This window comes from Roseovarius mucosus, from assembly GCF_002080415.1.
Lineage (GTDB): Bacteria > Pseudomonadota > Alphaproteobacteria > Rhodobacterales > Rhodobacteraceae > Roseovarius > Roseovarius mucosus_A.
The window spans coordinates 536,508-561,513 of the sequence record NZ_CP020474.1 but is presented as its reverse complement, the minus strand read 5'-3'; the positions used below and the strand labels follow the sequence as shown (position 1 = coordinate 561,513).

Sequence of the window (25,006 nt, the reverse complement as noted above, 5' to 3'; positions counted from 1 at the left end):
TGGGGGAAACAAGCCTTGGGCATCTGGCACCGGTTTGAGGCTATCTGGCTCGCACAACGCGGCGCGCTTTTTCCTTGGGTGCCGGTTTGTCTGGCCTGCGGTGTGGCGACCTATTTCGCACTGCTGCGCGAGCCGTCGGTTGCGGCGCTGTGGGGCTGTGGCGGTGCGGCGCTTTTCTTTGCGCTTTTGGCTGCGCGGGGGCGGGAATGGTCCGGCCCGCTGCTCTGGGCCGTGGCGCTGGTGCTGGCGGGCTTTGCTCTTGCGGGCTTGCGCGCGCATCTGGTGGCGGGGCCGGTGCTGGGTTGGCGCTACTATGGGACTGTCGAGGGGCGGATCGTGGGCATTGACCGTTCGGCCTCGGATGCGCTGCGCCTCACGCTTGACCGCGTGGTTCTGGAACGCACAGATCCCGCGCGCACGCCGGGCCGGGTGCGGGTCTCGCTGCATGGCGATCAGAGCCATTTCATGCCGCTGGCGGGGCAGCGGGTGATGATGACGGCGCATCTGGGCCCGGCGGGTGGCCCGGTCGAGCCGGGCGGCTTTGATTTCCAACGCCATGCGTGGTTTCTGGGGATTGGGGCGGTGGGCTATACCCGCACGCCGGTTCTGCGGCTTGAGGCGGGGCAGGGCGGACAGGCGCTCTTTCGCGCGCGCATGGCCCTGTCGCAGCATGTGCAAAGCCGCCTGCCGGGGCAAACCGGTGCCTTTGCTGCGGCGATCATGACCGGCGACCGCGCAGGACTGAGCCTTGTCACGCTCGAGGCGATGCGGGTTTCGAACCTCGCACACCTCTTGGCGATTTCCGGGTTGCATATGGGGCTATTGGCGGGGTTCGTCTTTGCCGCCTTTCGCCTTGGCTTTGCCGCTGTCCCGCGCCTTGGCCTGCGCTTGCCCGCCAAGAAACTTTCTGCCTTTCTGGCGCTTGTTGCGGGGGCCGGGTATCTGGGCCTTTCTGGCGGGAATGTCGCAACCGAGCGCGCCTTTGTCATGGTGGCGGTGATGCTGGGCGCGGTGATCCTCGAGCGGCGCGCCTTTAGCCTGCGCGCGGTGGCGGTGGCGGCAATCATCGTGTTGGTGTTGCAGCCCGAGGCGCTGCTTGGTCCCGGCTTTCAGATGTCTTTTGCGGCAACGGTGGGTTTGGTTGCGGTGTTCGGCTGGCTGCGTGATGCGGGGTGGTCTCGTGGTCCTCTCTGGCTGCGCCCGGTGTTGGCTGTGGTGATCTCTTCCGCCGTCGCGGGGGCTGCGACAGCACCGGTCGCCGCCGCGCATTTCAACCAATACGCACAATTCGGCCTTTTGGCCAATCTGGTGAGCGTGCCTTTGATGGGGGTGTTGGTGATGCCTGCGGCCGTTCTGGCCACGCTCTTGTTGCCGCTCGGGCTTGATTGGATCGCGCTGCGGGTGATGGAGCTTGGCTTGCGCTGGATTTTAACGGTGGCAGACTGGGTTGCGGCCTTGGATGGTGCGCGTGTGCCGGTGGTGGCCCCCGGCCCCTATGTGCTGCCGCTCCTCGCGCTTGGGGCGCTCTTTATCGTGCTCTGGCAGGGGCGGGGGCGGATTTTGGGGGTCTTGCCGGTGATGGTCGCCGTTGCGCTCTGGGGGGCGGCGGACCGGCCTGTGATGATCGTGTCGGATACGGGGGGGCTGATCGGGATCATGACCGAGGCGGGGCGCGCGCTCAACAAACCCACGGGCGGTGGGTTCGTGGCTGACAACTGGCTTGAGAATGACGGCGATGATGCCAGCCGTGAGGTGGCTTTTGCCCGCTGGTCCGAGGATCTGGCCTTGGCCCATGGTGTGCGGGTGATGGCAGGCAAGGCGGCTGCCGATATGCCGGATTTTTGCGACGGGGTCATGCTGGTCGTGATGAGCGCCACGCCAGATCCGCCCCCGGCGCAACACCGTGATTGTCAGATTGTCACGCCCGAGACGCTGCGCAAAACGGGATCGCTCGCGCTTCACCTCGATAAGGCGGGACCGCGGCTTGTCAGTGCGCGCGACACCAACGGTGTGCGCCTCTGGAATTCTCAGTAGCTGCGGATCAACCCGACCAACCGCCCCTGAACCCGAACCTGATCCTCTGGGAAAAGGCGCGTTTCATAGGCGGGATTGGCCGCCTCAAGGGCGATAGCATTGCCGCGCCGATAAAAGCGTTTGAGCGTCGCCTCTTGATCCTCGATCAGGGCCACAACGATATCGCCATTATCCGCAACCGATGTTTCACGAATGATCACCACATCGCCATCGTTGATCCCGGCCTCGATCATCGAGTCGCCACGCACCTCAAGCGCATAGTGATTGGCGGCACCCCGGATCATGTTGCTGGGAACGGAAACATTGTGCTGCACATGGGCAATCGCCTCGATCGGGACACCGGCGGCGATGCGCCCCATCAGAGGCACCTCAAAGGCATGCGCCACCTCGACCGGTTGGGCATTGGCGGGGCGGGGGGCATCGGACAGATCACCGTCAATGACGCGGGGCGAAAAGCTGTGCCGGGCTTCGCCGCCCAAGCTTTCAGGCAGGCGCACAATTTCAAGGGCCCGCGCGCGATGTGCCAGACGCCGGATGAACCCGCGTTCCTCCAACGCTGTGATCAAGCGGTGAATGCCGGATTTCGAGCGCAGATCAAGCGCTTCTTTCATTTCGTCAAAGCTGGGCGGAACCCCGTCCCGCTGCACACGCTTTTGGATAAACTCCAGCAAATCGAGTTGTTTCTTGGTCAGCATGGGCCGCGTCCTCTTACGGGTCAGTTTGTTTTGTTCTACACATGTTCCCGTTTTGTGTCAATCAGTGTGGCGGATCTTGGTGGATGCTGTACCTGCGCCATTGCATCGCGGGTGCGGGGGGGATATGCGCTGCGCCAAACCGTATGACCCTGTGACAGCAAAGGGGGGCCAGATGATTCCGACACCCTATTACCTGATCGACGAAGACCGCCTGTTGCAGAACATGCGCAAGATCGAGCGCCTGCGTGCGCTCTCGGGGGCCAAGGCGCTTTTGGCGCTGAAATGTTTTGCCACGTGGTCGGCCTTTCCAACGATGAAGCCCTATATGGATGGCACCACGTCATCGTCGCTGTTCGAATTGCGTCTGGGGCGTGAGAAATTCGGTCAGGAAACCCATGCCTATTCGGTGGCCTGGTCCGATGCCGAGATTGAAGAGGCGGTATCCTACGCGGATAAGATCATCTTCAACACCGTCGGGCAGCTGCAACGCTATGATAGCCAATCGGCGGGAATTGAACGGGGTCTGCGCCTCAACCCCCGCTTTTCGACATCGAGTTTTGATCTCGCCGATCCTGCGCGGCCCTTTTCGCGCTTGGGCGAATGGGAAGTGAACAAGATCCTTGGGGTGATCGACCGGATTTCCGGCGTCATGATCCATTACAATTGCGAGAACCGCGATTTTGATCTTTTCGACCAGCAGCTAACCCGCATTGAAGACGAATTTGGGCCGGTGTTGGAGCGGTTGCAATGGGTCTCGCTTGGGGGCGGGATTCATTTCACCGGCGACGATTATCCGCTCGAGGAATTGGCTGCGCGGCTCAAGCAGTTTGCCGAGAAGTTCGACGTGCAGGTCTATCTGGAACCGGGCGAGGCGGCCATCACCGGCACGACCACGCTTGAGGTGACGGTGCTTGACCTGCTCGACAATGGCAAGGATCTGGCCATCGTCGATTCCAGCACCGAGGCGCATATGCTGGACCTTCTGATCTACCGCGAAAGCGCAAAGCTGCCACAAGACGGCGCGCATACCTATCAGATCTGCGGCAAATCCTGCCTTGCCGGGGATATCTTCGGCGAGGCGCGCTTTGCTGCGCCGCTGAGCATCGGTGATCGGATTTCAATCGGTGATGCCGCCGGTTACACGATGGTCAAGAAAAACTGGTTCAATGGCGTGAATATGCCCGCCATTGCCATCCGGCGCGCCGATGGGCGCATCGACGTGATCCGCAGCTTTACCTTCGAGGACTTTGCCGCCTCGCTCTCATGAGGACTACTCGCTCTTTTTTCCGGGGCTGAACGCCCTCCTTCCCCTGTCCTGCAAGAAAAGGAGACAGCAGAAGTGAAACGTAACGTGCTCATCATCGGTGCTGGTGGCGTGGCTCAGGTCGTCGCCCATAAATGCGCCCAGAACAACGATATTCTGGGCGATCTGCACATCGCCTCGCGGACGCAGGCCAAATGCGACGCGATCATCGCCTCGGTTCACGACAAATCGGCGATGAAGGTGCCGGGCACGTTTGCCAGCCATGCGATTGATGCCATGGACAGCGCCGCCGTGGCCGCGTTGATCCGTCAAACCGGGGCAGAGATCGTGATCAACGTCGGCTCGCCTTTTGTGAATATGTCGGTGCTCGATGCCTGTCTCGAAACAGGCGCCGCCTATATCGACACGGCCATTCACGAAGACCCCGCCAAGATCTGCGAAACGCCCCCTTGGTATGGCAATTACGAGTGGAAGAAGCGCGATCTTTGCGCGCAAAACGGCGTGACCGCCATTCTGGGGATCGGCTTTGATCCCGGCGTTGTCAACGCCTTTGCCCGGTTTGCGGCAGATGAGTACATGGACAAGGTGACGTCCATCGACATCGTGGATATCAACGCAGGCTCGCACGGGCGCTATTTCGCGACCAATTTCGATCCCGAGATCAATTTCCGAGAGTTCACCGGCACGGTCTATTCTTGGCAAGGCGGCGCATGGCAAGAGAACAGCATGTTCGAGGTTGGGCGCGATTGGGATTTGCCCGTGGTTGGCACCTGCCGCGCCTATCTGTCGGGCCATGACGAGGTGCATTCGCTGGCGGCCAATTATCCAGAGGCTGATGTGCGGTTCTGGATGGGCTTTGGCGAGCATTACATCAATGTCTTCACCGTGTTGAAGAACCTTGGTTTGCTGTCGGAGCATCCGGTAAAGACCGCCGAAGGGCTAGAGGTGGTGCCGCTCAAGGTGGTCAAGGCCGTGTTGCCTGATCCGGCCTCATTGGCCCCGAACTATACCGGCAAGACCTGTATCGGGGATCTGGTCAAAGGCACCAAGGATGGCGCGCCGGTTGAGGTCTTTGTCTACAACGTGGCCGATCACAAGGACGCGTTCGAAGAGGTTGGCAGCCAAGGGATTTCCTATACCGCCGGGGTGCCGCCGGTCGCGGCGGCAATCCTGATCGCGCAAGGGGACTGGGACGTGGGCGCGATGCGCAATGTCGAAGAGCTAGACCCCAAGCCCTATTTCCCGGTGCTGGATCGTTTGGGCCTGCCGACGCGGGTGCAGATCAACGGCGTCGACAAGGCTTGGAACGAATAGTCTGAAACCTTGGGGCAGGTGGGTTTCCCAACCTGCCCCAAGCCAGTGCTCAGGCGCTTTCCTTGCGGGCAAACCGCGCGTCAAGATCATCGCCCATAGAACCCAGATCGAATTCGAAACCGCCCTCTGATTTCGTGGCTTTGGTGGGTTTCGCCGTAGAGGTGGCCTTGCCACGCTTGAGCGGGATGACCGAGTTGGTCGCAGTGCTGCGGGTCTCGCGTCTGATCTCGCTGACGGGCTGTTCCACGACCTTGAAGAAGCCCATGGCGACCGTCAGCTCATCAGCGAGGCTGGCAAGCTGGGTTGCGCTGCTTGACAGTTCCTCTGAGGCTGCGTTGTTGGTTTGGGTCACAAGGTCAAGCTGCTGGATTGACAGAGCAATTTGCGACGAACCGCTCGAAAGTTCGCGCGAGGCATCGCTGATTTCCGTGACCAGGCCCGAGGTGCGCTCGATATTGGGCACCAATTCCGCCAACATCGTCCCGGCCCCAACAGCCGTGCTTACGGTGGTGGCGGAGAGGGACGAAATCTCGGCTGCGGCGGTTTGGCTGCGTTCGGCCAGCTTGCGCACCTCTGCGGCCACAACGGCGAAGCCTCGGCCATGTTCCCCGGCACGGGCGGCCTCGACGGCGGCGTTGAGCGCCAAGAGATCGGTTTGCCGCGCAATTTCCTGAACGATCATGATGCGATCCGCAATCGTCTGCATTGCACTGACAGCGTCAGCCACGGCGCGGCCACTTGTGCGCGCATCCGCGGCGGATTTGATTGCGATGCCTTCGGTCGTTTGCGAATTCTCGGCGCTTTGCTTGATATTCGCGGTCATCTGTTCCACCGCAGACGAGGCTTCTTCTGTTGCCGCAGCCTGATCAGAGGCCCCGCGCGCCAGCTCTTCCGAGGTTTCCGCCAGTTGCGCCGCGCCAGATGACACGTTGCGCACCGAGTTTGTGACATCGGACACGATATCGCGAAGACGCAGAACCATGTCGTTGATCGACGCCTGCAAGGTCGACACCTCATCGCGACCGCGCACGTCGAGCGTATGGCGCAGATCGCCCTTGGAAATGCCATGGGCCAGATCTGCGGCCTTTGCCACCCGCCGCGAGATGGAGAGCGTGATCACCGTTGCTGCAGCGAGGCCGACCAGCAGCGACAGGATCAGCATCAGAATGAGATTGAACTTGGCAGTTTCATAGGCGCCGCTCGCTTCTACGGCGCGCGCACCCAAGTTATTGACGAGCGTCTCGCGCATCTGTTGCAGCGAGCCGCGAATTTCCACACCCATATCCATCAGGTCAGTGTGAAACAGCGTGTTGGCCGCATCGCCATTGCCTGCGGCCTCAAGCGAGATCACGCGGGTGTTCATCGCAAAGGCGCGTTTGTGCAGATCTTCGAAGGCTTCCAACTCGGCCACCAGCTTGGGGCTTTTTGCCATTCCGCGCAATTCGACGATCTTGTCGTCGACGATAGAGGCCTGCGCCACGACGCCTGCCTTTATCTTTTCGAGATGACCCGTGGGGGCATTGGGCAGGCCAATCAGGTAAGAGGCTACACCAGTCAGAACCATCAATTTTGCTTCGAACATCTCGTTGATCATGCCGAGTTCTGCCACTTCCAGGCGCATGATGTCCTGAAGTTCCTGATCGGCGGCTCTGAGGTCCCTCAGGGCCATAACGACCGAGGCGCCAAACAGGGCAAAGATAAAGATGTAGGTTGCGGCTAGTTTGGCTTTGATACTCAGTCTCATGGTCGGTCCTTTGGTCTGGCCGCGCCGCAACAGACTGCGGGTGCGGAGGAAATTAAGAAGGCGAAACACCGAAACGCTTGGCTCGCTGGTGCGCGCCCGGACCGGACGGCGCTGGATGCGCCGTGGGTGTTTGGCCCCAGATGTGTTTCAGTCTGTCCCGCCTGTGATGATCACCCTTCGCAGGGCTGGCGTGAGGCTCTCCTCACAGCTTTGAACGACCCGCAACATCACAGCTATTAGCTATCCTGATGGGTATGTTGTGGGCCAACGGGGCGGGGTTATTTCAGGGCTAGGCCCTTATACGGTCGATTTTTGCGCGCGGCCGAAGGCAAAGCCGCGCTGGTGCGCGCGTACGATAGCGCCGCAAACTTTCGCGACAAACGCTGATCTTTCGATGGGCCCAGCCGGTCTTTGGCGCTTGTAAACAATGCCAAGGCGCGACCGTTGAACGCGAAGACACCTGTTGAACCCGACAGTTCTGAAAAGGTCACGTTGACGACCCTTTCGGATCTGTCCCCAAGAACGGACCACAGACCCCATGACCAAGAAACTGCCTCTGACGGGGGATTTGAAGATCGCCGCGGCAGACGATCTTGCAAAGCAATTGAGCACTGCCCTGATCTCGGGCGATGTCACCCTATGCACCAAGAAACTCGTCAGCATTGATGCCGCCACCATTCAGGTATTGGTGTCGGCCTTTGTGACAGCGCAGGGCGCTGCGCATCGGTTTGCCGTCGACATGCCTGCGCAAAGCGTTTTGGAAACCGCGTTTGACCGGCTGGGGCTCTTGCCTTTGCTGGTGGTCGAGAATGGCGTTCTTGTCGGGATCAGGGACGCTCAGACTGTGCAGGTGGCGGCATGAAAACGGTTTTGGCAGTCGACGATTCCCCATCTATCCGGCAAATGGTTGGCCTGACCCTGCGCGGGGCTGGCTATAATGTCATTGAGGCCGTCGATGGGCAGGACGCTTTGGAAAAGGCCACCACGCTCAAGATTGACGCGGTTCTGACCGATCAGAACATGCCGAACTTGGATGGTCTGGGCTTTATCCGCGCCTTTCGCGCCCATCCCAGCAGTCAGGGTATCCCTGTCATCTTCTTGTCCACCGACTCGGCCGATGCGCTGAAGCAAGAGGCGCGCTCGGTCGGTGCCCTTGGCTGGATGGTCAAACCCTTTTCACAGGCGCAACTGCTGAGCGTCATTCAGAAGGTTCTGGGATGATGGACAATGACATTTCTGCGGTCTTTCTTGAAGAGGCCAGAGAGCTTCTTGAAAGCCTTGAACAGGGCCTGCTGAGGCTACAAGCTGACCCGAACAACATGGACCTGATCAACGCGGCCTTTCGGGATTTGCATACGATCAAGGGGTCCGGTGCGATGTTCGGGTTTACGGAACTTGCCGCTTTCATCCACAAATTCGAAACCGCGTTTGAAAAGATCCGCTCGGGTGAGATCAAGGTCAGTGCCTCGCTGATCCGCGTGGCGCTGCGCGCTGCAGATGAGATCAAGGGCTATTTGGCCGGAGAGGCCGCCTTGACCCCCGCACGTCAGGCGATCCTGGACGATCTTGAGCAGGCCGTAAGCCCCGACAAGGCGCTTGGCGACCCCCTCGCGGAGACATCTTCTGACGCCGGATGGCGGTTGGATTTTCGGCTGGCCTCGGATGCCTTGGCTCTTGGCGCGCGGCCTGAGGTGCTCTTGGACGAGTTGCGCGGGCTGGGGGCCACCAACCTTGTGGCGGACATCCGTCGCATTCCGTCTCTGGACCGGATCGAGGCGCAGGCCTGCCTATTGGGATGGTCCATGGATCTGCCCGCTGCGGCCCCTGAGGACGACATCAAGAGCGTTTTCATGTTCCATGAGGGCAACATGGAGTTCAACCTCGTCAATCTTGCGGCGCCTGTGGCGGATGTCGCCGTTGCTGCGCAACCTACCGAGGCTGCGCCGACCGGCCCTCAACCTGCCCAGCAAAGTGCGACGATGCGCGTGCCTGCCGAGCGTCTGGACGAGTTGATGGATCAGGTGGGCGAGTTGGTCATCGCCGAGGCCCGCCTGAGCGCTCTGGCCAACAGCAGCAAAGATCCTTCGATCATGGCTGCCGCCGAGGATATTCAGCGCCTCTCTGCCCGGATGCGCGACACCACCATGAGCATCCGCATGGTTCCCATCAGCTCGATCATCGGCCGGTTCCGCCGCCTTGTGCATGACCTTTCCGAAGGTTTGGGCAAAACGGTCAATTTTGTTGTCACCGGGGCGGATACCGAACTTGATAAAACCGTGATCGAACGGCTGGGTGATCCGCTGGTGCATATCATCCGCAACGCGATTGATCATGGGCTAGAAACCGATGAGGCGCGCGCCGCCGCTGGCAAACCGGATTGCGGGACTATCGAGCTTAGCGCCGAACATCTGGGGGCCGAGGTGGTGATTTCGGTCAAGGACAACGGGCGCGGTCTGGATCGCAACAAGCTGCGGGCACGGGCCATTGATCAAGGGTTGCTCACGCCGGACGCCACGCCGTCCGAGGCCGAGCTGTTCGCGCTTATCCTCGAGCCGGGATTTTCCACAGCGGCCAAAGTCACAGAGCTTTCGGGGCGCGGGGTTGGCATGGATGTGGTCAAACGCACGGTCGAAGGTCTGAGAGGCCGGATCGTGATTTCGTCCGAGCCGGGCCATGGCACAACCTTAACCCTGCGCTTGCCGCTCACGCTGTCGATCATCGACGGGCTTCTCGTCGAGGTGGGTGGCGATCGCTACATCATTCCGATGGCGGCGGTGCAAGAGATCGTGGAACTGCCCGCAAGCGATGCTGGGGCGGACACCATCTCTAGCTTTTTGCAGATACGCGATTCTCTGGTGCCTTTCCTGCGGCTCCGAACGCTTTTGGACTGTGCCGAGGAACGCAACACCTTGCAGAATGTGATCGTGGTCTCTGCGGCCAGCCTGCGTGTCGGGCTGGCGGTCGACCGCATCCTTGGCACCAATCAAACTGTCGTCAAACAGATGTCGCGCCTGCACGCGGGCGTCAAATCCATCTCTGGGGCGACGATACTTGGGGATGGCTCGGTCGCTCTGGTGCTTGAAGTTGGCAATCTTGTGGAGCTTGCCCGGACCGACCTCAGAAAAATCGAGAAAGCAGCATGACCAAAGACCTCAACAGATCGGCCAAGACCCTGACAGTGGTTGCCCTGCGCCTTGGAGAGCGAATTTTCGCGATTGAGACCAGTGCTGTTCTGGAAATTCTCTCGCCAATTCCCGTTACCCGCGTGCCCCATGGCGGGGCGTTCGCGCAGGGGGTCATCAATGTGCGGGGCGGGGTCGTGCCTCTGGCCGATCTGCGCGTGATCTTTAGCATTCCCACGCCCCCTGTCGATGAAAACACGCGCGTTCTGGTTCTGCAAATGCCGATTGAAAACGAACTGATCACCGTCGGTGTCTCCGCCGACGAGGTGCGCGAAGTGGTGACGATCGACTGTGATCGCATCGAACCCCTGCCACCCACGGGCACGATCTGGCCTGCCGATTATGTGCGGGGCCTCGTCCAAGGCCCCGAAGGCATCACCATCCTGCCGGACCTCAACAACATCTTTGCCGCACATATCGCGACAGCCAACGCTCTCTAGTTTTTCAAAGGTTACATCATGAGACTGACAATAAAGGCAAAACTGACCGCGACATTCCTATTGGTTCTGGGCATGGCTGGATGTGCCATGATCCTGGCATTGAAGGATATGGCAGAGTTCAATCACAGCCTGAATAACATCATGAACGAGAATGTCGCTCGTGTGATGGCATCAGAGGCGCTGATCACCGAGCAAGTTCAAATGCAGCGTGATATTCGTTCCTATCTCTTGGCCGACTCTGCCCTTGATAAACGTGACCTTCAGAAAACGATCAAGGCTGCCATAGACAAGAAGGTGGTGCTTTTCGACAAGCTCTTTGCGATTGCCAGCCCCGAAGGTCGGACCTTGTTGGACGATTACACCAAGGTCGAGGCGGAGCTTTTGAGTGTCTACGCCAAAGCCATGTCCATGAAGGACATGAACCAGCAGTCAGAGGCCGCCCGCTACCTCCAATCCGAGGGTGTGCAACGAGGGCGCGAGATGCAGGGCGTTCTGGACAAGATCAGCAAGATGAACACGGATGGCGTGGCAGAGGTCGTGGTGCAAACCAACGAGCAATTCAGCACGTCCCGCAACATCCTGATGTTGCTGATGTCCGCCTCCATCGTGATCGGTGTTGGTGCGGGCGCTTGGGTCACGCTCTCGATCTCCAAGGGGCTTAAAAGCGCTATCGCCATCACGGGTCGGGTCGCCGCGGGCGACTTGACCAGAACCGTGGCCATTCGCGGCAATGACGAGGTCAGCGATCTTCTTCAGTCGGTCAATACGATGGTTGCCAAGCTGCGCGATGTTGTGGGGGATGTCACATCCGCCATCCGCAACGTGGCCTCGGGCAGTCAGCAAATGGCCGCCACATCCGAGGAATTGTCGCAAGGGGCCACCGAGCAGGCCTCGTCCACCGAAGAGGCGTCGTCCTCGGTCGAGCAGATGTCGGCCAATATCAAGCAGAGTGCGGAAAACGCCGCTGAAACCGAGCGTATGGCCGTCAAATCCGCGCAGGATGCCCGCGAGAGTGGCAAGGCCGTGGCCGAAGCCGTCACCGCCATGCAGGATATCGCCAACCGGATCATTGTTGTGCAAGAGATTGCGCGTCAAACCGACCTTCTGGCGCTCAACGCTGCGGTCGAGGCGGCGCGTGCTGGCGAACATGGGCGCGGCTTTGCGGTTGTCGCGGCTGAAGTGCGCAAACTGGCCGAACGCAGTCAGACAGCAGCGGCGGAAATCTCTGCCCTGTCGGCGACCACGGTTCGGTCAGCCGAGAATGCCGGGTCGATGCTCCAAGGTCTTGTGCCCGATATCGAACGTACATCGCTGCTTGTCAGTGAAATCTCTTCGGCCTCGCAGGAACTGGCTGCCGGTGCCACGCAGGTTAATCTAGCCATCCAGCAACTCGACAAGGTGACACAAGAGAACACCTCGGCGGCTGAGGAGCTATCTGCCACAGCCGAAGAACTGTCGACCCAATCCGAACAGTTGCAGGTTGCGGTGTCCTACTTTGTCTTGGCAGAAAAGGCTGCGGCTGTGCAGGAAAACCCTGTCCCGGCCCGTCCTGCCACCCGAGCAGTCCAAGCCAGCTCGAGCAAATCCTCGCGGACCTCAGGCGGCTTTTCTTTCAATCACGGTGCGAACAAGGATGATCTCGATCATGGCTTTGCATCGCGCGATGCAGCGTGAGGTTGGTGCAATGAACGAGAACACCCAAGTCGTAACTTTTCAATCGAGCGGATCGCTCTTTGCTGTCCCTGTAAACCGGGTGCGGCAGATCCTTGACACGCAACCGATTGCTCCGCTGCCAAATAGCCCGGCAGAACTTTTGGGTCTGATTGACGTGCGCGGCGAGAGTATCGCCGTCACAGACCTCTCAGAGCTCTTGTCCCGAGGGCCGACCGAGGACACATCCGAGACGCGCATTCTTATCCTCAGCCTTGTGAATGGCCAACATGGCGCGACCGTCGGTCTTAAAACCGAGCGGGTGATCGAAGTAACAGAGCTGGACGCGGGCGGGATCAAATCCCCTGCCGATGCGGGCATCACCACTTGGGATGAAAATGTGCTGACGGGTATCGGGCGCCGCAACGGCACCTTTGTCTGCATTCTCAACCTCGAAAAGCTCTTTAGCGAGGGTGTCCGGCGCAAGACCCCAGAATTCGCGTCTCAACGCGCGATCGAGACTTCAGAAGAGTTTACGCTGACATGAGCCTGTCCCGTGCCAAATCCTATCACGACCACTTTGCAGAGGTGATTTCCCGCGAAACCGGGATCAAACTGCCGTCTGGTAAAAAGGTGATGATCGAAAGTCGCCTTCGCCGCCGTGTGCAGAGCCTTGGTTTCAACTCACTAGAGGACTATTACCGCCACCTCTTTGAGGACGGCGGGTTTGGTGCGGAGCGTGATGATGTCATTGATCTCATCACGACCAACAAGACCGATTTCTTTCGGGAACCGGCCCATTTCCGTTGCCTCATGAATGACATGCTGCCCGAGATTTTGCGGCGCAAGCAGCGGCTCAACAAACCTGTCGATGTCAAGTTCTGGAGTGCGGCCTGTTCGGATGGGTCCGAGGCCTATACGACGGCTATGCTGCTGGAAGAAGCCGTGCGCAACGGGGCCGGGTTTCAATACGCCATCCTCGGCACGGATATTTCCACCCGCATGGTCGAGGCCGCCAAGCGCGCGATTTACACGACAGAGGCCCTCGCGCCTGTGCCCTCTGCCCTGCGCAAACGGTATGTTATGCAAGGTCACTCCGAAGATATGCGTGGGATGGCACGGATTGTGCCAGCCTTGAGAAGCAAGGCTAACTTTACTCATCTCAACCTTATGGATGACACTTATCCCGTGGATCAGGACGTGGACATCATATTCCTGCGCAACGTGCTCATCTACTTTGAGCCCGAGGACCAAGCCAGGGTGATCGCCCGGCTGGCCCGCCACCTGACACCGCAAGGGTATCTGGTGGTTGGACATTCTGAATCCATGACCGTGAAACAACCCAATCTTAAGCAGCTTGCCACGGCTGTGTTTCAAAAAGAGTAGACCGCGATGCTGGACATAGCCTGCAAACCTCAGATTTCGGTCTTGATCGTTGACGATTCCGCCTCGGCGCGGGCCATGCTGATGCGGATTGTGGAAACTGATCCGACCCTTAAACTGTTTGGCACCGCGGCGGATGCGTTCATCGCAGTTTCAAAAATGCAATCGGGCCTGCCCGATGTCATGCTGCTCGATATGGAATTGCCGCGCATGTCCGGTCTGGAATTTCTGCGCAAGATCATGGCGCAGCGGCCAATTCCGGTGGTGATCTGTTCCAGCCATGCCGCAGCCGGGTCAGACCTTGCGCTGACGGCGCTTGCCAGTGGCGCGGTCGAGGTTGTCTCGAAACCGGCACCAAAAACGGATGCGGATTTTCAGGAATCCGCTATCGCCATCTGCGACGCGATCCACGCGGCTGCGGAATCCGGCCACAAAGCGGCCCGCAGGGTGACGCCCCCCCGCGAGACCGGCACCAAGCTTTTGGCGGATGCTCTGATTCCGCCTGCGCGGCCCAAAAACATCGCCCATACCTCGCCCATCGTTTGCATCGGGGCCTCTACCGGGGGCACAGAGGCCATCCGCTCGGTTCTGGTGGATCTGCCGGTGACATGCCCCCCTGTCGTGATCGTTCAGCATATGCCTGCCGGGTTCACGACGGCCTTCTCGCGGCGTCTGAACGGGCTGTGCCGTGTCAACGTTAAAGAGGCGGCCGATGGCGATCTGTGCAATCCCGGCGAGGTGCTGATCGCGCCGGGGAATTTCCACATGATGCTGGTCCGGCAGGGGCGCGGGTATGGTGTCAAGATCGTGGATGGTCCGTATATCTGCCGGCATCGTCCCTCGGTCGATATTCTGTTTCGATCCGCCGCCCAGACCGCAGGACATAACGCGCTCGGGATCATCCTTACGGGCATGGGCGATGACGGCGCGCGCTCGTTGCGTGAAATGCGCGAGGCGGGGGCCACGACCCTGGCGCAGAACGAAGAAACCTGCGTCGTCTTTGGCATGCCGCGCGAGGCGATCCGCATGGGGGCTGCGACGCGCGTTGTCGCTCTCTCCGAGGTTCCGGGCGCAATTTCCGCCTTTGCCAATACCCACCAGTTGCGTGCGAGGTAGACCGGATGAATCCTGCCATGCGAACCCTGTTGTCTAACGCCTATATCGACTGTCTCCGCAAGGCGACGGGCACTATCGAGGCGATCTTTCTACGGGCCGGGCAGGGGCTTGGGACAAGCGTGGAGGACCTTATGCAACTGCGCGAGGTGCTCGCGCGGCTCAGCGTGGTGTTGGGCCCGGAAGAGACCCAGACGCTGCGGATGCTCTGCCTGAACTCTGTCGAGCACAGTGCAGAGATCAGCGGGGATGTGCAGGCCTTTGTCCAGATGGCCGAAACCCTGCGTGCGGGTATCCGCAAAATCCAGAGCAATGTCAGCCATCTGTCCGTGGTTATTCGCACGATGTCTGCCTCGGCCCCGATTTCGCGGATATTGGGGAAATCGCTGACAAGGCAGGAATCCAAGATTGACGAATTCTCGATCGAGCTGGCCCGCATCGCGGCCTCTGCTGACGAGCAACTCAAATCCCTGCAAGCCCATATCGAGATCATCGAGGTCGAGATGGCGGATCTTGATCTGATCTCTTTGAACCTCTCGCGGGATATGAAGGATAGGGTCATGCCGGCGCTTGATGGTCTCGAGGCGCAAATCAGCGAAATTCAACTGGACCGGCATGAATTGGCCACGGGCAATGCTGTAATCGAAGCCGGGATGCGGGACATCTTTGCAGAAATCTCTGCCATCGTCGGTGAACTTCAGACAGGTGACTCTGTTCGCCAGCGGCTGGAGCATGTCGAGGTGATCGCCCGCGCCTCTCTTGGGGCTGCTCTGGCCCAAGAGCGGCTAGAGGCAAGCGATGGGCTGGGCTATCTGGCAATTTGTCAGGCCGAGGCAAGTCGGGATGAAATGGCGCGCGATGTCGCGTCTGTTCTGCTGCGGCTTGCTGCCATACGTCGGAAATCCGATCAGGTTCTCGGGGCGGCGGAACAGGTCTATCTTGATCCCAATGACACCCAGAGAAAGCGGGTTTCGGCGATGATCACCTGTGCCAACCGGCTGTCGAGCGCGCTGCAATCCAGCCAGTCAAATCTGGATGTTCTGCACCGGATTGGCCGAACCACACAGGATCATATCGGGTCGATCCAGACCATCGCGGCTGAAATGGGGCTGCTCGATCATCATATTCGGATGCTTGGCCTCAATACATTCATTGTGTGTTGCAACATGGGTTCAGAGGCGGGCGCGCTTCAGGAACTCTCGCGTCAGGTCTTGTCGCTGACCAAGATATCCAACGAGATTTTTGACCAGATCGCCACAACGACGCGCGCGCTTGCTGCCACGACCATGCCCGATGTGTCGTCAGCGGATGACAAAATGTCTCGCACAGTGGGATTTGCGCAGGATATTTCCGAGCGGCTGAATGCCACGGATCAGGCGGTTCTTGCGACCAAACAGGGCTGTGCCATCAAGGGCGACGCGCTCAAGATCGCGCTTCACGCGAGCGAGACATCGCTATCGTCGCTGGTCGCGGCCAAGGCAGAGCTCGGCACTTTCATTACAGGCCTCAATGGTTTGATTTCAAATGAAAATGCGGATCAAAGCCGGTATGACGTGCAGCCCTCTGAACAGGATCGGTTAAGCCAGCTTTACGCGATTTACACGATGGATGCCGAGCGCGAGATCCACGACCGCATTTTCGAAGGTGAGGCAACACCTGCCTCCGCATCCGAAATCGCGGTGCAAGCCCCCGGAGACGAATTGGCGGATATCTTCTTTTGAGGGTGATGGGCGGCGCGCTGCCTGACGCGATATCCGCGCCCAGCCCCCATGGTTCAGCACAAAGTTAAAACGCGCGCAATCCGACGATGCGCGCGTTTTTGCTGTTTATTCAGTGGCCTACAGGGCACTTCTCAAGCGGGAAGGTGGATCTTGAACCGTTCGCGAATGGCCGCGTCCGTCACCGGATCAAACCGGGCAGCCGCCCGTTCCGACAGGATCTTCAGCTTCTTTTCCGTGGCTTTGGCGATCAGGTCGGGCTTGCCCAACTCGTCCCACTCCTTGGGCGACGAGCGGTTGGCGATGCAGGGATAAAGATAATCCGTCTGCATCCGCCCCAGCGTTTGCTCCGCGCCAAGGTAATGACCGGGGCCACCGATGCAGGTGGCGCGGATCACCTCAAGGCTGAGCGTGTCCTCGTCCACTTCGATGCCGCGCGTGCAGCGCAGCGCCTGACCAATAAGGTCATCGCCAAGGATCAGCGATTCAAGGCAGAACCCCAGCAAAGAGGCATGCATGCCCGCCGCCTCATAGACCATGTTCAGGCCCGAAAGGCCTGCCATGACATTCGAGGTTGCCTGTTCCCAGCCTGCCTGCATGTCGGGCAATTTCGCATCGGCGATGCCCGCCGCCGCGCCACCGGGAAGGCCGTAATACTTGTGCATCTGCGCGCAGCCTGCCGTCAGCAGCGCCTGTTCGCCCGATCCCCCGGACATCGCACCCGTGCGCAGATCGCTGACAAAGGGCCAGGTGCCGAAAATCGCCGGAAACCCCGGCTTGACCGCATTCACATAGACGAGGCCCGCCAGACATTCCGCCGTTGCCTGCACGATCGCCCCGGCAATCGGGGCAGGGGCGGTGGCCCCGGCCTGACCGGCCGAGAGAAGCAGCACCGGCATGCCCAAGCGGATACACTCCTCCATCACCAGACAGGATTCTGTGGCGAATTTCATCGGCGGTACGACAAAGCAGTTGGAGTTGCTGACAAAAGGCCGCTCGCGCCATTTATCCTCACCGCCTGCGATCAGATGCAACATCTCGATCGCATCGGCGACAAATCCCGGCTCGGTAAAGGAGGTGCCGACGTGCTTCGTGGTGCCCGCACAGCAGGCATAGAGCGTGTTGAGGTCCATCTCGCGGTTGTCGACGATATCGCGGCAAACCATGGGGCGCTGTACGAAATGGATATTGTCGAGTTGGTCCGCGATGCGCGCCGCATCATGCAGGTCTTGCACGGTGCTTTCGCGGTAGGTGCGGGTGTTGACCTCGACCACATGCACCGCCGCCCCGGCGGTGCCGTAATGCACGCGGTTGCCCTGCAACAGCATATCGTGGCGCGGATCGCGGCCAAAGAGCGTGATCTCGCGGTTGGCCTTGGCAATCGTGTCCTCAATCAGCGCCCGTGGGAACCGGATACGCCCGTCAGAGCCAAGGATCGCGCCGGCCCCTGTCAGATAGGCCACGCCTGAGGGGGGCGCATCGGCAAGGCCGATCTGTTCCAGCGCATCCAGCACGGCGTGGTGGATGCGGTCCATCTGCGCCTTGCTCAGCGGGTGATAGGTGCCGCCCTCTTGGCCCGGATGGACGGGGCGCAGATTGGCGGCGAGCGGGTTGGAACGGGCCTCACGGCGGGCAGCGCGGCCACCGGCGCGGCGCGTAATTGTATCGGTCATGTCTTGGGTATCCTGCTGGAAAAGAACGGGCTGGTTTTGCTCTGCTCAGGCCGCCATTGGGCCACCGCGCGCGGCACGGCCCCGCTCCGCACCGATGGTGCGGACAACGAGCGCGATCTTGCTGCGTGGGTGCATGATATTCTCCAACAGATAGTCAAAGAGCATATGATTCTGGCTGGCCTGTCTGTTCCAAATCCGACGCGTGTCGCAAATGCGACCTCGATCGTCGCGCTTGACGGGGGCAAGGGCCGGGGCTACGAGGGGGTATGAGCACCGCCCCCTGTATTATCTGCTGCATTTACACCTGAGTTTTCTCGGGCGGGCCGGTCTTGTGTTTCCAAGCGATCACGAAGTTGCTAAGCCCGCCGCGGGACCGCGCGCGAGGACAAGATGACACCGATCAAGCTGCACAACACCCGAACCCGTCGGAAAGAGGAATTCACGCCTCTCGATAAGGATAACGTGCGCATGTATGTCTGTGGGCCGACGGTCTATGACCGGGCGCATCTGGGCAATGCGCGGCCCGTCGTGGTCTTTGACGTGCTTTACCGTTTGCTGCGGCATGTCTACGGGGCCGAGCATGTGACCTATGTGCGCAACTTCACCGATGTGGACGACAAGATCAACGCGCGGGCCGCTGAAAGCGGACGCTCGATTGGCGAGATCACGGCGGAAACAACGCAATGGTTTCTCGACGATATGGCGGCCTTGGGCGCGCTGGAGCCAGACCACATGCCGCGCGCCACGCAGTATATTCCGCAGATGGTGGCGATGATCGAAGGGTTGATCGCCAAGGGCCATGCCTATGAGGCGGAAGGCCATGTTCTTTTCGCCGTCGATAGCTGGCGCGAGGGATATGGCAAGCTGTCGGGCCGCTCGGTCGATGACATGATCGCGGGCGCACGGGTTGAGGTGGCCCCCTATAAGCGCAACCCGATGGATTTCGTTCTCTGGAAGCCGTCGAGCGATGATTTGCCGGGATGGGACAGCCCTTGGGGGCGCGGACGACCGGGCTGGCATATCGAATGCTCTGCCATGGCGCATGAGCTTTTGGGCGAGAGTTTCGATATTCACGGCGGCGGCAATGATTTGATGTTCCCGCACCACGAAAACGAGATCGCGCAAAGCTGCTGCGCGCACCCCGAGGGAGAATTCGCGAAGGTCTGGCTGCATAACGAGATGCTGCAGGTCGAGGGCAAGAAGATGTCCAAGTCTTTGGGCAATTTCTTTACCGTGCGGGATTTGCTGGATCAGGGGATACCGGGCGAGGTGATCCGGTTTGTGTTCCTGAGCACGCATTACCGCAAGCCGATGGATTGGACGGCGGAGAAGGCCGAAGAGGCAGAGAAGACTCTAAGAAAATGGCGGGGATTAGTTCAAGGTGCTGAAACTGGACAAGTTCAAGAAATTGAACTCGCACCGCTTTATGATGATCTAAACACGCATGGCGTCATCCAACGTCTTCGCGCCATGGCGCGAGCGATTGAACTCGGTATAGATACTCCGGAAGGTACAGTAACGCCTGGGAGTTTTTTGGCTACAGCACGGATGCTTGGATTACTTGAGGACGGGATGGGGGATTGGATTGCCCAGCATGCCGATGATCTGTCCGATCTTTCACTTACGCTTGATAAAGAGCGCATGAAAGCTAAGCAGACCAAAGACTTCACCATCGTTGATGCGCTGAAATCCGCCCTCACCGATGCAGGCGTCGAAGTTCGCATGACGAAAGACGGTGTAGATCTCATTCCCGGTCCCAACTTCGACCCCGCCAAGCTGGAGGCGTTGAAGTGATGCGCCGTTCCGCACACGACCTACAAGCCGCGCGGTGCCCGACCGCCGGGGGGGCGCTGCAACGGCTGTGGTCGGCGCTTTATGGTGCCAAATACTTGAACGGTCGCGCAATGTGCGACGTTGCAAAAGCGCCCGCCCGGGGGGGCGGTCGGGCGCTGCGCGGCGGCACCTGCGGTGCCTTGATTCCGCGCGGGGGTGCTGAATGACCAAGGACCGCCTCTACCTCTACGACACCACCCTGCGTGACGGGCAGCAGACGCAGGGCGTGAGCTTTGCCACGCAGGAGAAAATCCAGATCGCCCAAGCGCTTGACCGCCTTGGCGTGGATTACATCGAGGGCGGCTGGCCGGGGGCCAATCCCACCGACAGCGCGTTTTTCGACGACGCCCCGAAAACGCGCGCCACGATGACCGCCTTTGGCATGACCAAACGCGCCGGGCGGTCGGCGGAAAACGATGATGTGCTGGCCGCTGTGCTGAACGCGGGCACCTCCGCCGTCTGCCTTGTGGGCAAGACGCATGATTTTCACGTCACCGCCGCCCTTGGCATCGGCCTTGCGGATAACACCGACAACATCGCCAAATCCATCGCCCATCTGGTCGCTGAGGGGCGCGAGGCGCTCTTTGATGCCGAGCATTTCTTTGACGGCTATACCGCCAACCCCGCCTATGCGCTGGAATGTCTGCGCGCCGCGCTAGAGGCAGGGGCGCGCTGGATCGTGCTCTGCGATACCAATGGTGGCACGCTGCCGCCGCAGATTGGGCGGATTGTCTCTGAGGTGATCGCGGCGGGCATTCCCGGCGACCGCCTGGGCATTCACACTCATGACGACACCGGCAATGCGGTGGCGGGCAGCCTTGCGGCGGTGGATGCGGGCGTGCGGCAGATACAAGGCACGCTCAATGGTCTGGGCGAGCGGTGCGGCAATGCCAACCTCACCACGCTGATCCCGACGTTGCTGCTCAAAGAGCCATATGCCAGCCGGTATGAGACCGGGGTAAGCCTTGAGGGATTGCGCAGCCTCACCGCGATCAGCCGACAGTTGGACGAAATCCTCAACCGCGTGCCTCTGCGGCAGGCGGCCTATGTGGGGGCCTCGGCCTTTGCCCACAAGGCGGGGCTGCATGCCAGTGCCATCCTCAAAGATCCCTCGACCTATGAGCATGTCGATCCCGCCTGCGTCGGCAATCAGCGCATCATCCCGATGTCCAATCAGGCCGGGCAATCGAACCTGCGCCAGCGTCTGAGCGAGGCGGGGATTGTGGTGGAGCCGGGCGATCCGGCATTGGCACGCCTCTTGGAGACAATCAAGGCGCGCGAGGAAGAGGGCTATACCTATGACAGCGCGCAGGCGAGTTTCGAGATCCTCGCGCGCAAGGAACTGGGCCAGATGCCCGCCTTCTTCGAGGTCAAGCGCTACAAGGTGACGGTAGAGCGCCGCAAGAACAAGTATGACCGCATGGTCAGCCTGTCCGAGGCGGTGGTTGTGGTCAAGGTGGACGGCGACAAGAAGCTCTCGGTATCCGAGTCGATGGATGATCACGGCTGCGACCGGGGGCCGGTCAACGCGCTGGCCAAGGCGCTGGCCAAGGATCTGGGCCGCTATCAGGGTCAGATCGACGATATGCGGCTGGTGGATTTCAAGGTGCGGATCACCCAAGGCGGCACCGAGGCCGCAACGCGCGTCATCATCGACAGCGAGGATGGGCAGGGGCGGCGCTGGTCCACGGTGGGGGTCAGCCCCAATATCGTGGACGCCAGTTTCGAGGCGCTGCTCGATGCGATCAACTGGAAGCTTTTGCACCGGCAGGGCGCGGCGTGAGCCAACGGTTTGACGCGGATTTGACCGCCTGCGCCGATCTGGTGCGCCGCGCTGATCCTGACCGCTTCATGGCCGCAATGGCGGCGCCGGTGGCGGCACGTGCGGTGCTGTTCCCGGTCTATGCGTTCAACCTCGAGGTGGCGCGCGCGCCTTGGGTCACGCAAGAGCCGATGATCGCCGAGATGCGGCTGCAATGGTGGGCCGATGCCTTGGACGAAATCGCGGCGGGCGGTCTGGTGCGGCGGCACGAGGTGGTGACACCCTTGGCGCATGTGCTCGACGCGCCCGGTGCCGCGCTGCTGGCGGATCTGGTCGAGGCGCGGCGATGGGATATCGCGCGTGATCCCTTTGAGGATGCAGCCCAGTTCACGCAGTATATCGAGACCACCTCGGGCAATCTCATGCAAGCCGCAGTACGGGCGCTTGGCCCTGCTGCGCCCGAGGTGGCGCGGAATGCGGGCTATGCGCTGGGCCTTGCCAATTGGTTTCGGGCCATTCCGGCGCTCGAGGCGGCGGGCCGCAAGCCTTTGGTGGATGGTCGCCCCGAGGCGGTGCAAGCCTTGGCCAAGGATGGGTTGGTGCGCCTGCGCCGGGCGCGCAGGGCGCGCGGGCAGGTGTCCCACATGGCGGGGGCGGCATTCTTGCCGCTTTGGCTGGCGGGGCCGCTGCTGCGACAAGCGGCGCGTGATCCGCGCGCAGTGGCTGAAGGACGGCTTGCGGTGGCACCGGCGCGCGCGCGCCTGAGCCTGATGGTGCGCGCTCTGTCGGGGCGCTGGTAGGCGGATCAGGCCAAGAGCGGGCGCATTTGCGGGCCAATCGCGGCTGTACCCTCGCGATTTTCGAGCGTTCGGTCAAAATCGTACCACTGGGCGACGGCGAACACGCCTAACGAATGGGGGTTCCCGGGGATGGCAGCCCCGGCGTGCCCGCCTCTTCGGGATGGGTGGCCAGATAGCGCGCCTTGATGGTCTGGGATGTGCCCCGGCTGTTGTCATGGCTCCAGCCGGGGGGCATGAGGCAATAGTTCAACCGCTCGCGCCATGTCAGCCCCGGTTGCGTTGCATCGCGCCAGATGCCGATCCACTCGTGCAGGGCCACCCGCAGCGGGTTAAAGGTGCCAAGGTTGTGGACAAGGCCGTAATCCACTTTTTCCCGGTCAAGTTCCGGCACGAAGGTGCCAAACATCTTGTCCCAGATAATGAAAACCCCGGCATAGTTGCAATCAAGGTAGCGCGGATTGCGCCCATGATGAACCCGGTGATGCGAGGGCGTGTTCATCACCGCCTCGACCCAGCGGGGCAGGCGGCCGATCGCCTCGGTGTGGATCCAGAATTGATAGATGAGATTGAGCCCCCCCACGAAAAGCACCATGGCCGGGTGAAAGCCCAACAGGATCAGGGCCGCGCGCACGATCATCATAAAGGTAAAGGTGCCGGTCCATGTTTGCCGCAGCGCCGTGGTCAGGTTGTAATGCTGCGACGAGTGGTGATTGACGTGGCTTGCCCAGACCCAGCGGATGCGATGCCCGAACCGATGCACCCAGTAGTACCGCAGATCATCAAGCACAAAGCAGAGCAGGATCACCCAGATCGAATGCCCCAGATCAAGCGGCGTGATCTGCCACAGCACCATGAAAAACCCATAGGCGACAAACCCCAGCACGATGCCTTCGGCCACATTGCCCGCCCCCATCAAGAGCGAGGTTAGCGCATCGCGCGTCTCATAGCGGCCGCCACGCCCCCGGATCACGATCCACAAGAGCTCTGCAAGGATCGCCGCGATAAAGAACGGCACAGCCCAGGTGACCACGTCGGGATAGGTCAGTGCATCGGTCATGCGCAAGACTCCAATAGTCTGTGCCAAGTCTTGGCTTCATCGGGGGACAGTCTGAGGTGAATTCGGGGGGCGGTATAGTCGGGCAAATCAAGCGTAAGGCCGGATTTGCCCTGCCGAACCCGCGCACCCTTCAGATAGCGGGCGGTGGTGTCTGCGCCCATTGGCCAGACCACGCCAAGGCCGCGGGCTGTCTCGATCAGCGCGGCGTTGTGCGTGTGGCACCGTCGGATGCGCTTGGGTGTGTCTTCGGGAAATTCGCGCAGCCATGCCGCTCGTGCCGCCGCATCATCCGCCAGGATAGCCCGACGCGACAAGCCCAGAACATGCAAAAGCACCGCGACGCCCGCGATGCCCAAAATGACCATCGGCAACAGAATGATCAGTGGCATGAGCCCTCTCCCTTGATCGGTATCTAGGCCAAGCTGGGGGCTATTTGTCAAAGGCGGCGTTACGTCACCGGCACGCGCCGCCGCCGCCCTTCGCGCCAGATCAGCAACCCCGCCCCGCAGAGGATCACCGCCGCACCGGTGATCGAGGTGATGTCGGGCCAAACCCCGAACACCAGCCCGTCATAAAGCCCGGCAAAGATCAGCGCCGTATAAAAGAACGGGGCGACATAGCTGGCATCGCCCCGCGCCATGGCATTGACGAAGGCCATCTGCGCCAGCGCCATAAGGACGCCGAGCGCGGCAAGGGCTGCCCATTGGGCGGGGGTTGGCGGTGCCCAGACCCAGATCACCGCCAGCGTCGCGATGCTGAGGCCAATCGCGTTGTTCACAAGCAAGATCTGCCAAGGCCCTTCGCGCCCCGAGAGGCGCTTGAGGAAAATCAGCTCTGCCCCAAGACAGAGCGCTGCGCCAAGTGCAAGCAATGCGCCGGTTTCAACCACGCCACTGCCGGGACGGATCAGGATTGCGGCCCCCGTCAGGGCGATCACCGCCGCCGCCCATCGCACCGGTCCGACACGCTCGCCCAAGAGCGGAATGGCGAGGATCATGCCAAGCACCGGGTTGAGAAAGCTGATCGCCGTGGCGTCGGACAGCGGGATATAGGCGGCCGCCGCGAACATCAGGGTCACACCGCCCCAGCCGAGGCCCGAGCGTTTGACATGGGTGCGCAGATCCGGGCGCGTAAAGCGTGGCCGAACCAGCGCGACCGTGACGGAAATCGCCAGCAAGGCAAAAAGAAACCGCCCATGGCTAATCTGTAGCGGATGCAGCGGCGGGCCAAGCGTGTCGGTGCCCAGCGCCTTGGCCAAAAGCGTGGTGCCCGCCAGCAAGGCAGCGGCCAACACGGTCAGAAGGGCCGCGAGGCCCGGATTCGAGGCGCGGGGTATGAACATCG

At 60.8% G+C, this 25,006-nt stretch carries 22 protein-coding genes; 16 read left to right on the top strand and 6 right to left on the bottom strand.

What is annotated here, in order from left to right; translation table 11 throughout:
• Positions 1 to 15 precede the first annotated feature (15 nt).
• A complete protein-coding gene (locus ROSMUCSMR3_RS02670) occupies positions 16 to 2,034 on the top strand; it encodes a ComEC/Rec2 family competence protein (protein WP_081506362.1) in 2,019 nt (672 codons plus the stop codon).
• Here the strand turns inward: ROSMUCSMR3_RS02670 and lexA are convergent.
• On the bottom strand, positions 2,028 to 2,729 hold the full coding sequence (gene lexA, locus ROSMUCSMR3_RS02665; protein ID WP_081506361.1) for a transcriptional repressor LexA: 702 nt from the start codon (positions 2,727 to 2,729) through the stop codon (positions 2,028 to 2,030). The two genes, ROSMUCSMR3_RS02670 and lexA, sit on opposite strands and share 7 nt — an antisense overlap.
• 172 nt (positions 2,730 to 2,901) lie before the next feature.
• Here lexA and ROSMUCSMR3_RS02660 point away from each other — a divergent pair, with 172 nt between their 5' ends.
• Together ROSMUCSMR3_RS02660 and ROSMUCSMR3_RS02655 are read left to right on the top strand one after the other, a co-directional pair.
• The gene (locus tag ROSMUCSMR3_RS02660) at positions 2,902 to 3,996 is read left to right on the top strand and encodes a carboxynorspermidine decarboxylase (RefSeq protein WP_008283175.1); all 1,095 of its coding nucleotides are present in this window, start codon (positions 2,902 to 2,904) and stop codon (positions 3,994 to 3,996) included.
• A 72-nt stretch (positions 3,997 to 4,068) separates the two neighbouring features.
• On the top strand, positions 4,069 to 5,307 hold the full coding sequence (locus tag ROSMUCSMR3_RS02655; RefSeq protein ID WP_081506360.1) for a saccharopine dehydrogenase family protein: 1,239 nt from the start codon (positions 4,069 to 4,071) through the stop codon (positions 5,305 to 5,307).
• A 49-nt stretch (positions 5,308 to 5,356) separates the two neighbouring features.
• On the opposite strand, the gene ROSMUCSMR3_RS02650 is transcribed toward ROSMUCSMR3_RS02655, so the two are convergent.
• Entirely contained in the window at positions 5,357 to 7,051 is a 1,695-nt protein-coding gene (locus ROSMUCSMR3_RS02650) for a methyl-accepting chemotaxis protein (protein ID WP_081506359.1), read from the bottom strand.
• Between the two features lie 538 nt (positions 7,052 to 7,589).
• Between ROSMUCSMR3_RS02650 and ROSMUCSMR3_RS02640 the strand changes: the two genes are divergently transcribed.
• The 9 genes from ROSMUCSMR3_RS02640 to ROSMUCSMR3_RS02600 are packed head-to-tail and all read left to right on the top strand — an operon-like array spanning position 7,590 to position 16,540.
• Positions 7,590 to 7,913 (top strand): STAS domain-containing protein, encoded by a 324-nt coding sequence (locus tag ROSMUCSMR3_RS02640; RefSeq protein ID WP_081506357.1) that lies wholly within the window; start codon positions 7,590 to 7,592, stop codon positions 7,911 to 7,913.
• Complete coding sequence (locus ROSMUCSMR3_RS02635; protein WP_008283171.1) at positions 7,910 to 8,272, top strand: response regulator; 363 nt, start codon at positions 7,910 to 7,912, stop codon at positions 8,270 to 8,272. Before ROSMUCSMR3_RS02640 ends, ROSMUCSMR3_RS02635 begins: the two co-directional genes overlap by 4 nt.
• Positions 8,269 to 10,194 (top strand): chemotaxis protein CheA, encoded by a 1,926-nt coding sequence (locus tag ROSMUCSMR3_RS02630; protein ID WP_198385570.1) that lies wholly within the window; start codon positions 8,269 to 8,271, stop codon positions 10,192 to 10,194. Before ROSMUCSMR3_RS02635 ends, ROSMUCSMR3_RS02630 begins: the two co-directional genes overlap by 4 nt.
• Positions 10,191 to 10,673 carry a chemotaxis protein CheW gene (locus ROSMUCSMR3_RS02625; RefSeq protein ID WP_008283169.1) on the top strand — a complete coding sequence of 161 codons (483 nt, stop codon included), beginning with the start codon at positions 10,191 to 10,193 and terminating at the stop codon, positions 10,671 to 10,673. Before ROSMUCSMR3_RS02630 ends, ROSMUCSMR3_RS02625 begins: the two co-directional genes overlap by 4 nt.
• A gap of 18 nt (positions 10,674 to 10,691) precedes the next feature.
• Positions 10,692 to 12,347, top strand: coding sequence for a methyl-accepting chemotaxis protein (locus ROSMUCSMR3_RS02620; protein WP_081506356.1), 1,656 nt, complete (start codon positions 10,692 to 10,694; stop codon positions 12,345 to 12,347).
• Positions 12,319 to 12,870 (top strand): chemotaxis protein CheW, encoded by a 552-nt coding sequence (locus ROSMUCSMR3_RS02615; protein WP_157667264.1) that lies wholly within the window; start codon positions 12,319 to 12,321, stop codon positions 12,868 to 12,870. Before ROSMUCSMR3_RS02620 ends, ROSMUCSMR3_RS02615 begins: the two co-directional genes overlap by 29 nt.
• Positions 12,867 to 13,709 carry a CheR family methyltransferase gene (locus ROSMUCSMR3_RS02610; RefSeq protein ID WP_008283166.1) on the top strand — a complete coding sequence of 281 codons (843 nt, stop codon included), beginning with the start codon at positions 12,867 to 12,869 and terminating at the stop codon, positions 13,707 to 13,709. The genes ROSMUCSMR3_RS02615 and ROSMUCSMR3_RS02610 overlap by 4 nt, the downstream gene beginning before the upstream one ends.
• A 6-nt stretch (positions 13,710 to 13,715) precedes the next feature.
• On the top strand, positions 13,716 to 14,822 hold the full coding sequence (locus ROSMUCSMR3_RS02605) for a protein-glutamate methylesterase/protein-glutamine glutaminase (RefSeq protein WP_008283165.1): 1,107 nt from the start codon (positions 13,716 to 13,718) through the stop codon (positions 14,820 to 14,822).
• A 17-nt stretch (positions 14,823 to 14,839) separates the two neighbouring features.
• Entirely contained in the window at positions 14,840 to 16,540 is a 1,701-nt protein-coding gene (locus tag ROSMUCSMR3_RS02600; RefSeq protein WP_237183526.1) for a transducer-like protein, TlpC, read from the top strand.
• Positions 16,541 to 16,671: 131 nt separating this feature from the next.
• Here ROSMUCSMR3_RS02600 and ROSMUCSMR3_RS02595 read toward each other — a convergent pair whose 3' ends face one another.
• A complete protein-coding gene (locus ROSMUCSMR3_RS02595) occupies positions 16,672 to 18,210 on the bottom strand; it encodes a trimethylamine methyltransferase family protein (RefSeq protein WP_081506353.1) in 1,539 nt (512 codons plus the stop codon).
• 3 nt (positions 18,211 to 18,213) lie between these two features.
• Here ROSMUCSMR3_RS02595 and ROSMUCSMR3_RS02590 point away from each other — a divergent pair, with 3 nt between their 5' ends.
• The 4 genes from ROSMUCSMR3_RS02590 to ROSMUCSMR3_RS02570 all read left to right on the top strand — a co-directional run bounded on the left by ROSMUCSMR3_RS02590 (position 18,214) and on the right by ROSMUCSMR3_RS02570 (position 22,605).
• Complete coding sequence (locus tag ROSMUCSMR3_RS02590; protein ID WP_157667263.1) at positions 18,214 to 18,480, top strand: hypothetical protein; 267 nt, start codon at positions 18,214 to 18,216, stop codon at positions 18,478 to 18,480.
• Positions 18,481 to 18,600: 120 nt separating this feature from the next.
• The gene (gene cysS, locus ROSMUCSMR3_RS02585; RefSeq protein WP_081506351.1) at positions 18,601 to 20,004 is read left to right on the top strand and encodes a cysteine--tRNA ligase; all 1,404 of its coding nucleotides are present in this window, start codon (positions 18,601 to 18,603) and stop codon (positions 20,002 to 20,004) included.
• A gap of 202 nt (positions 20,005 to 20,206) precedes the next feature.
• The gene (gene cimA, locus ROSMUCSMR3_RS02575; RefSeq protein ID WP_081506349.1) at positions 20,207 to 21,826 is read left to right on the top strand and encodes a citramalate synthase; all 1,620 of its coding nucleotides are present in this window, start codon (positions 20,207 to 20,209) and stop codon (positions 21,824 to 21,826) included.
• Positions 21,823 to 22,605, top strand: a complete 783-nt coding sequence (locus tag ROSMUCSMR3_RS02570) for a squalene/phytoene synthase family protein (RefSeq protein ID WP_081506348.1) — start codon at positions 21,823 to 21,825, stop codon at positions 22,603 to 22,605. The genes cimA and ROSMUCSMR3_RS02570 overlap by 4 nt, the downstream gene beginning before the upstream one ends.
• 106 nt (positions 22,606 to 22,711) lie before the next feature.
• Here ROSMUCSMR3_RS02570 and ROSMUCSMR3_RS02565 read toward each other — a convergent pair whose 3' ends face one another.
• Genes ROSMUCSMR3_RS02565 through ROSMUCSMR3_RS02555 form a run of 3 tightly spaced genes read right to left on the bottom strand, consistent with a single transcriptional unit; the run spans position 22,712 to position 25,004 of the window.
• Positions 22,712 to 23,662, bottom strand: a complete 951-nt coding sequence (locus tag ROSMUCSMR3_RS02565) for a sterol desaturase family protein (RefSeq protein ID WP_081506347.1) — start codon at positions 23,660 to 23,662, stop codon at positions 22,712 to 22,714.
• Positions 23,659 to 24,051 carry a hypothetical protein gene (locus ROSMUCSMR3_RS02560; RefSeq protein ID WP_081506346.1) on the bottom strand — a complete coding sequence of 131 codons (393 nt, stop codon included), beginning with the start codon at positions 24,049 to 24,051 and terminating at the stop codon, positions 23,659 to 23,661. The genes ROSMUCSMR3_RS02565 and ROSMUCSMR3_RS02560 overlap by 4 nt, the downstream gene beginning before the upstream one ends.
• Before the next feature lie 59 nt (positions 24,052 to 24,110).
• Entirely contained in the window at positions 24,111 to 25,004 is an 894-nt protein-coding gene (locus tag ROSMUCSMR3_RS02555) for a DMT family transporter (protein ID WP_081506345.1), read from the bottom strand.
• Between the last annotated feature and the right edge of the window lie 2 nt (positions 25,005 to 25,006).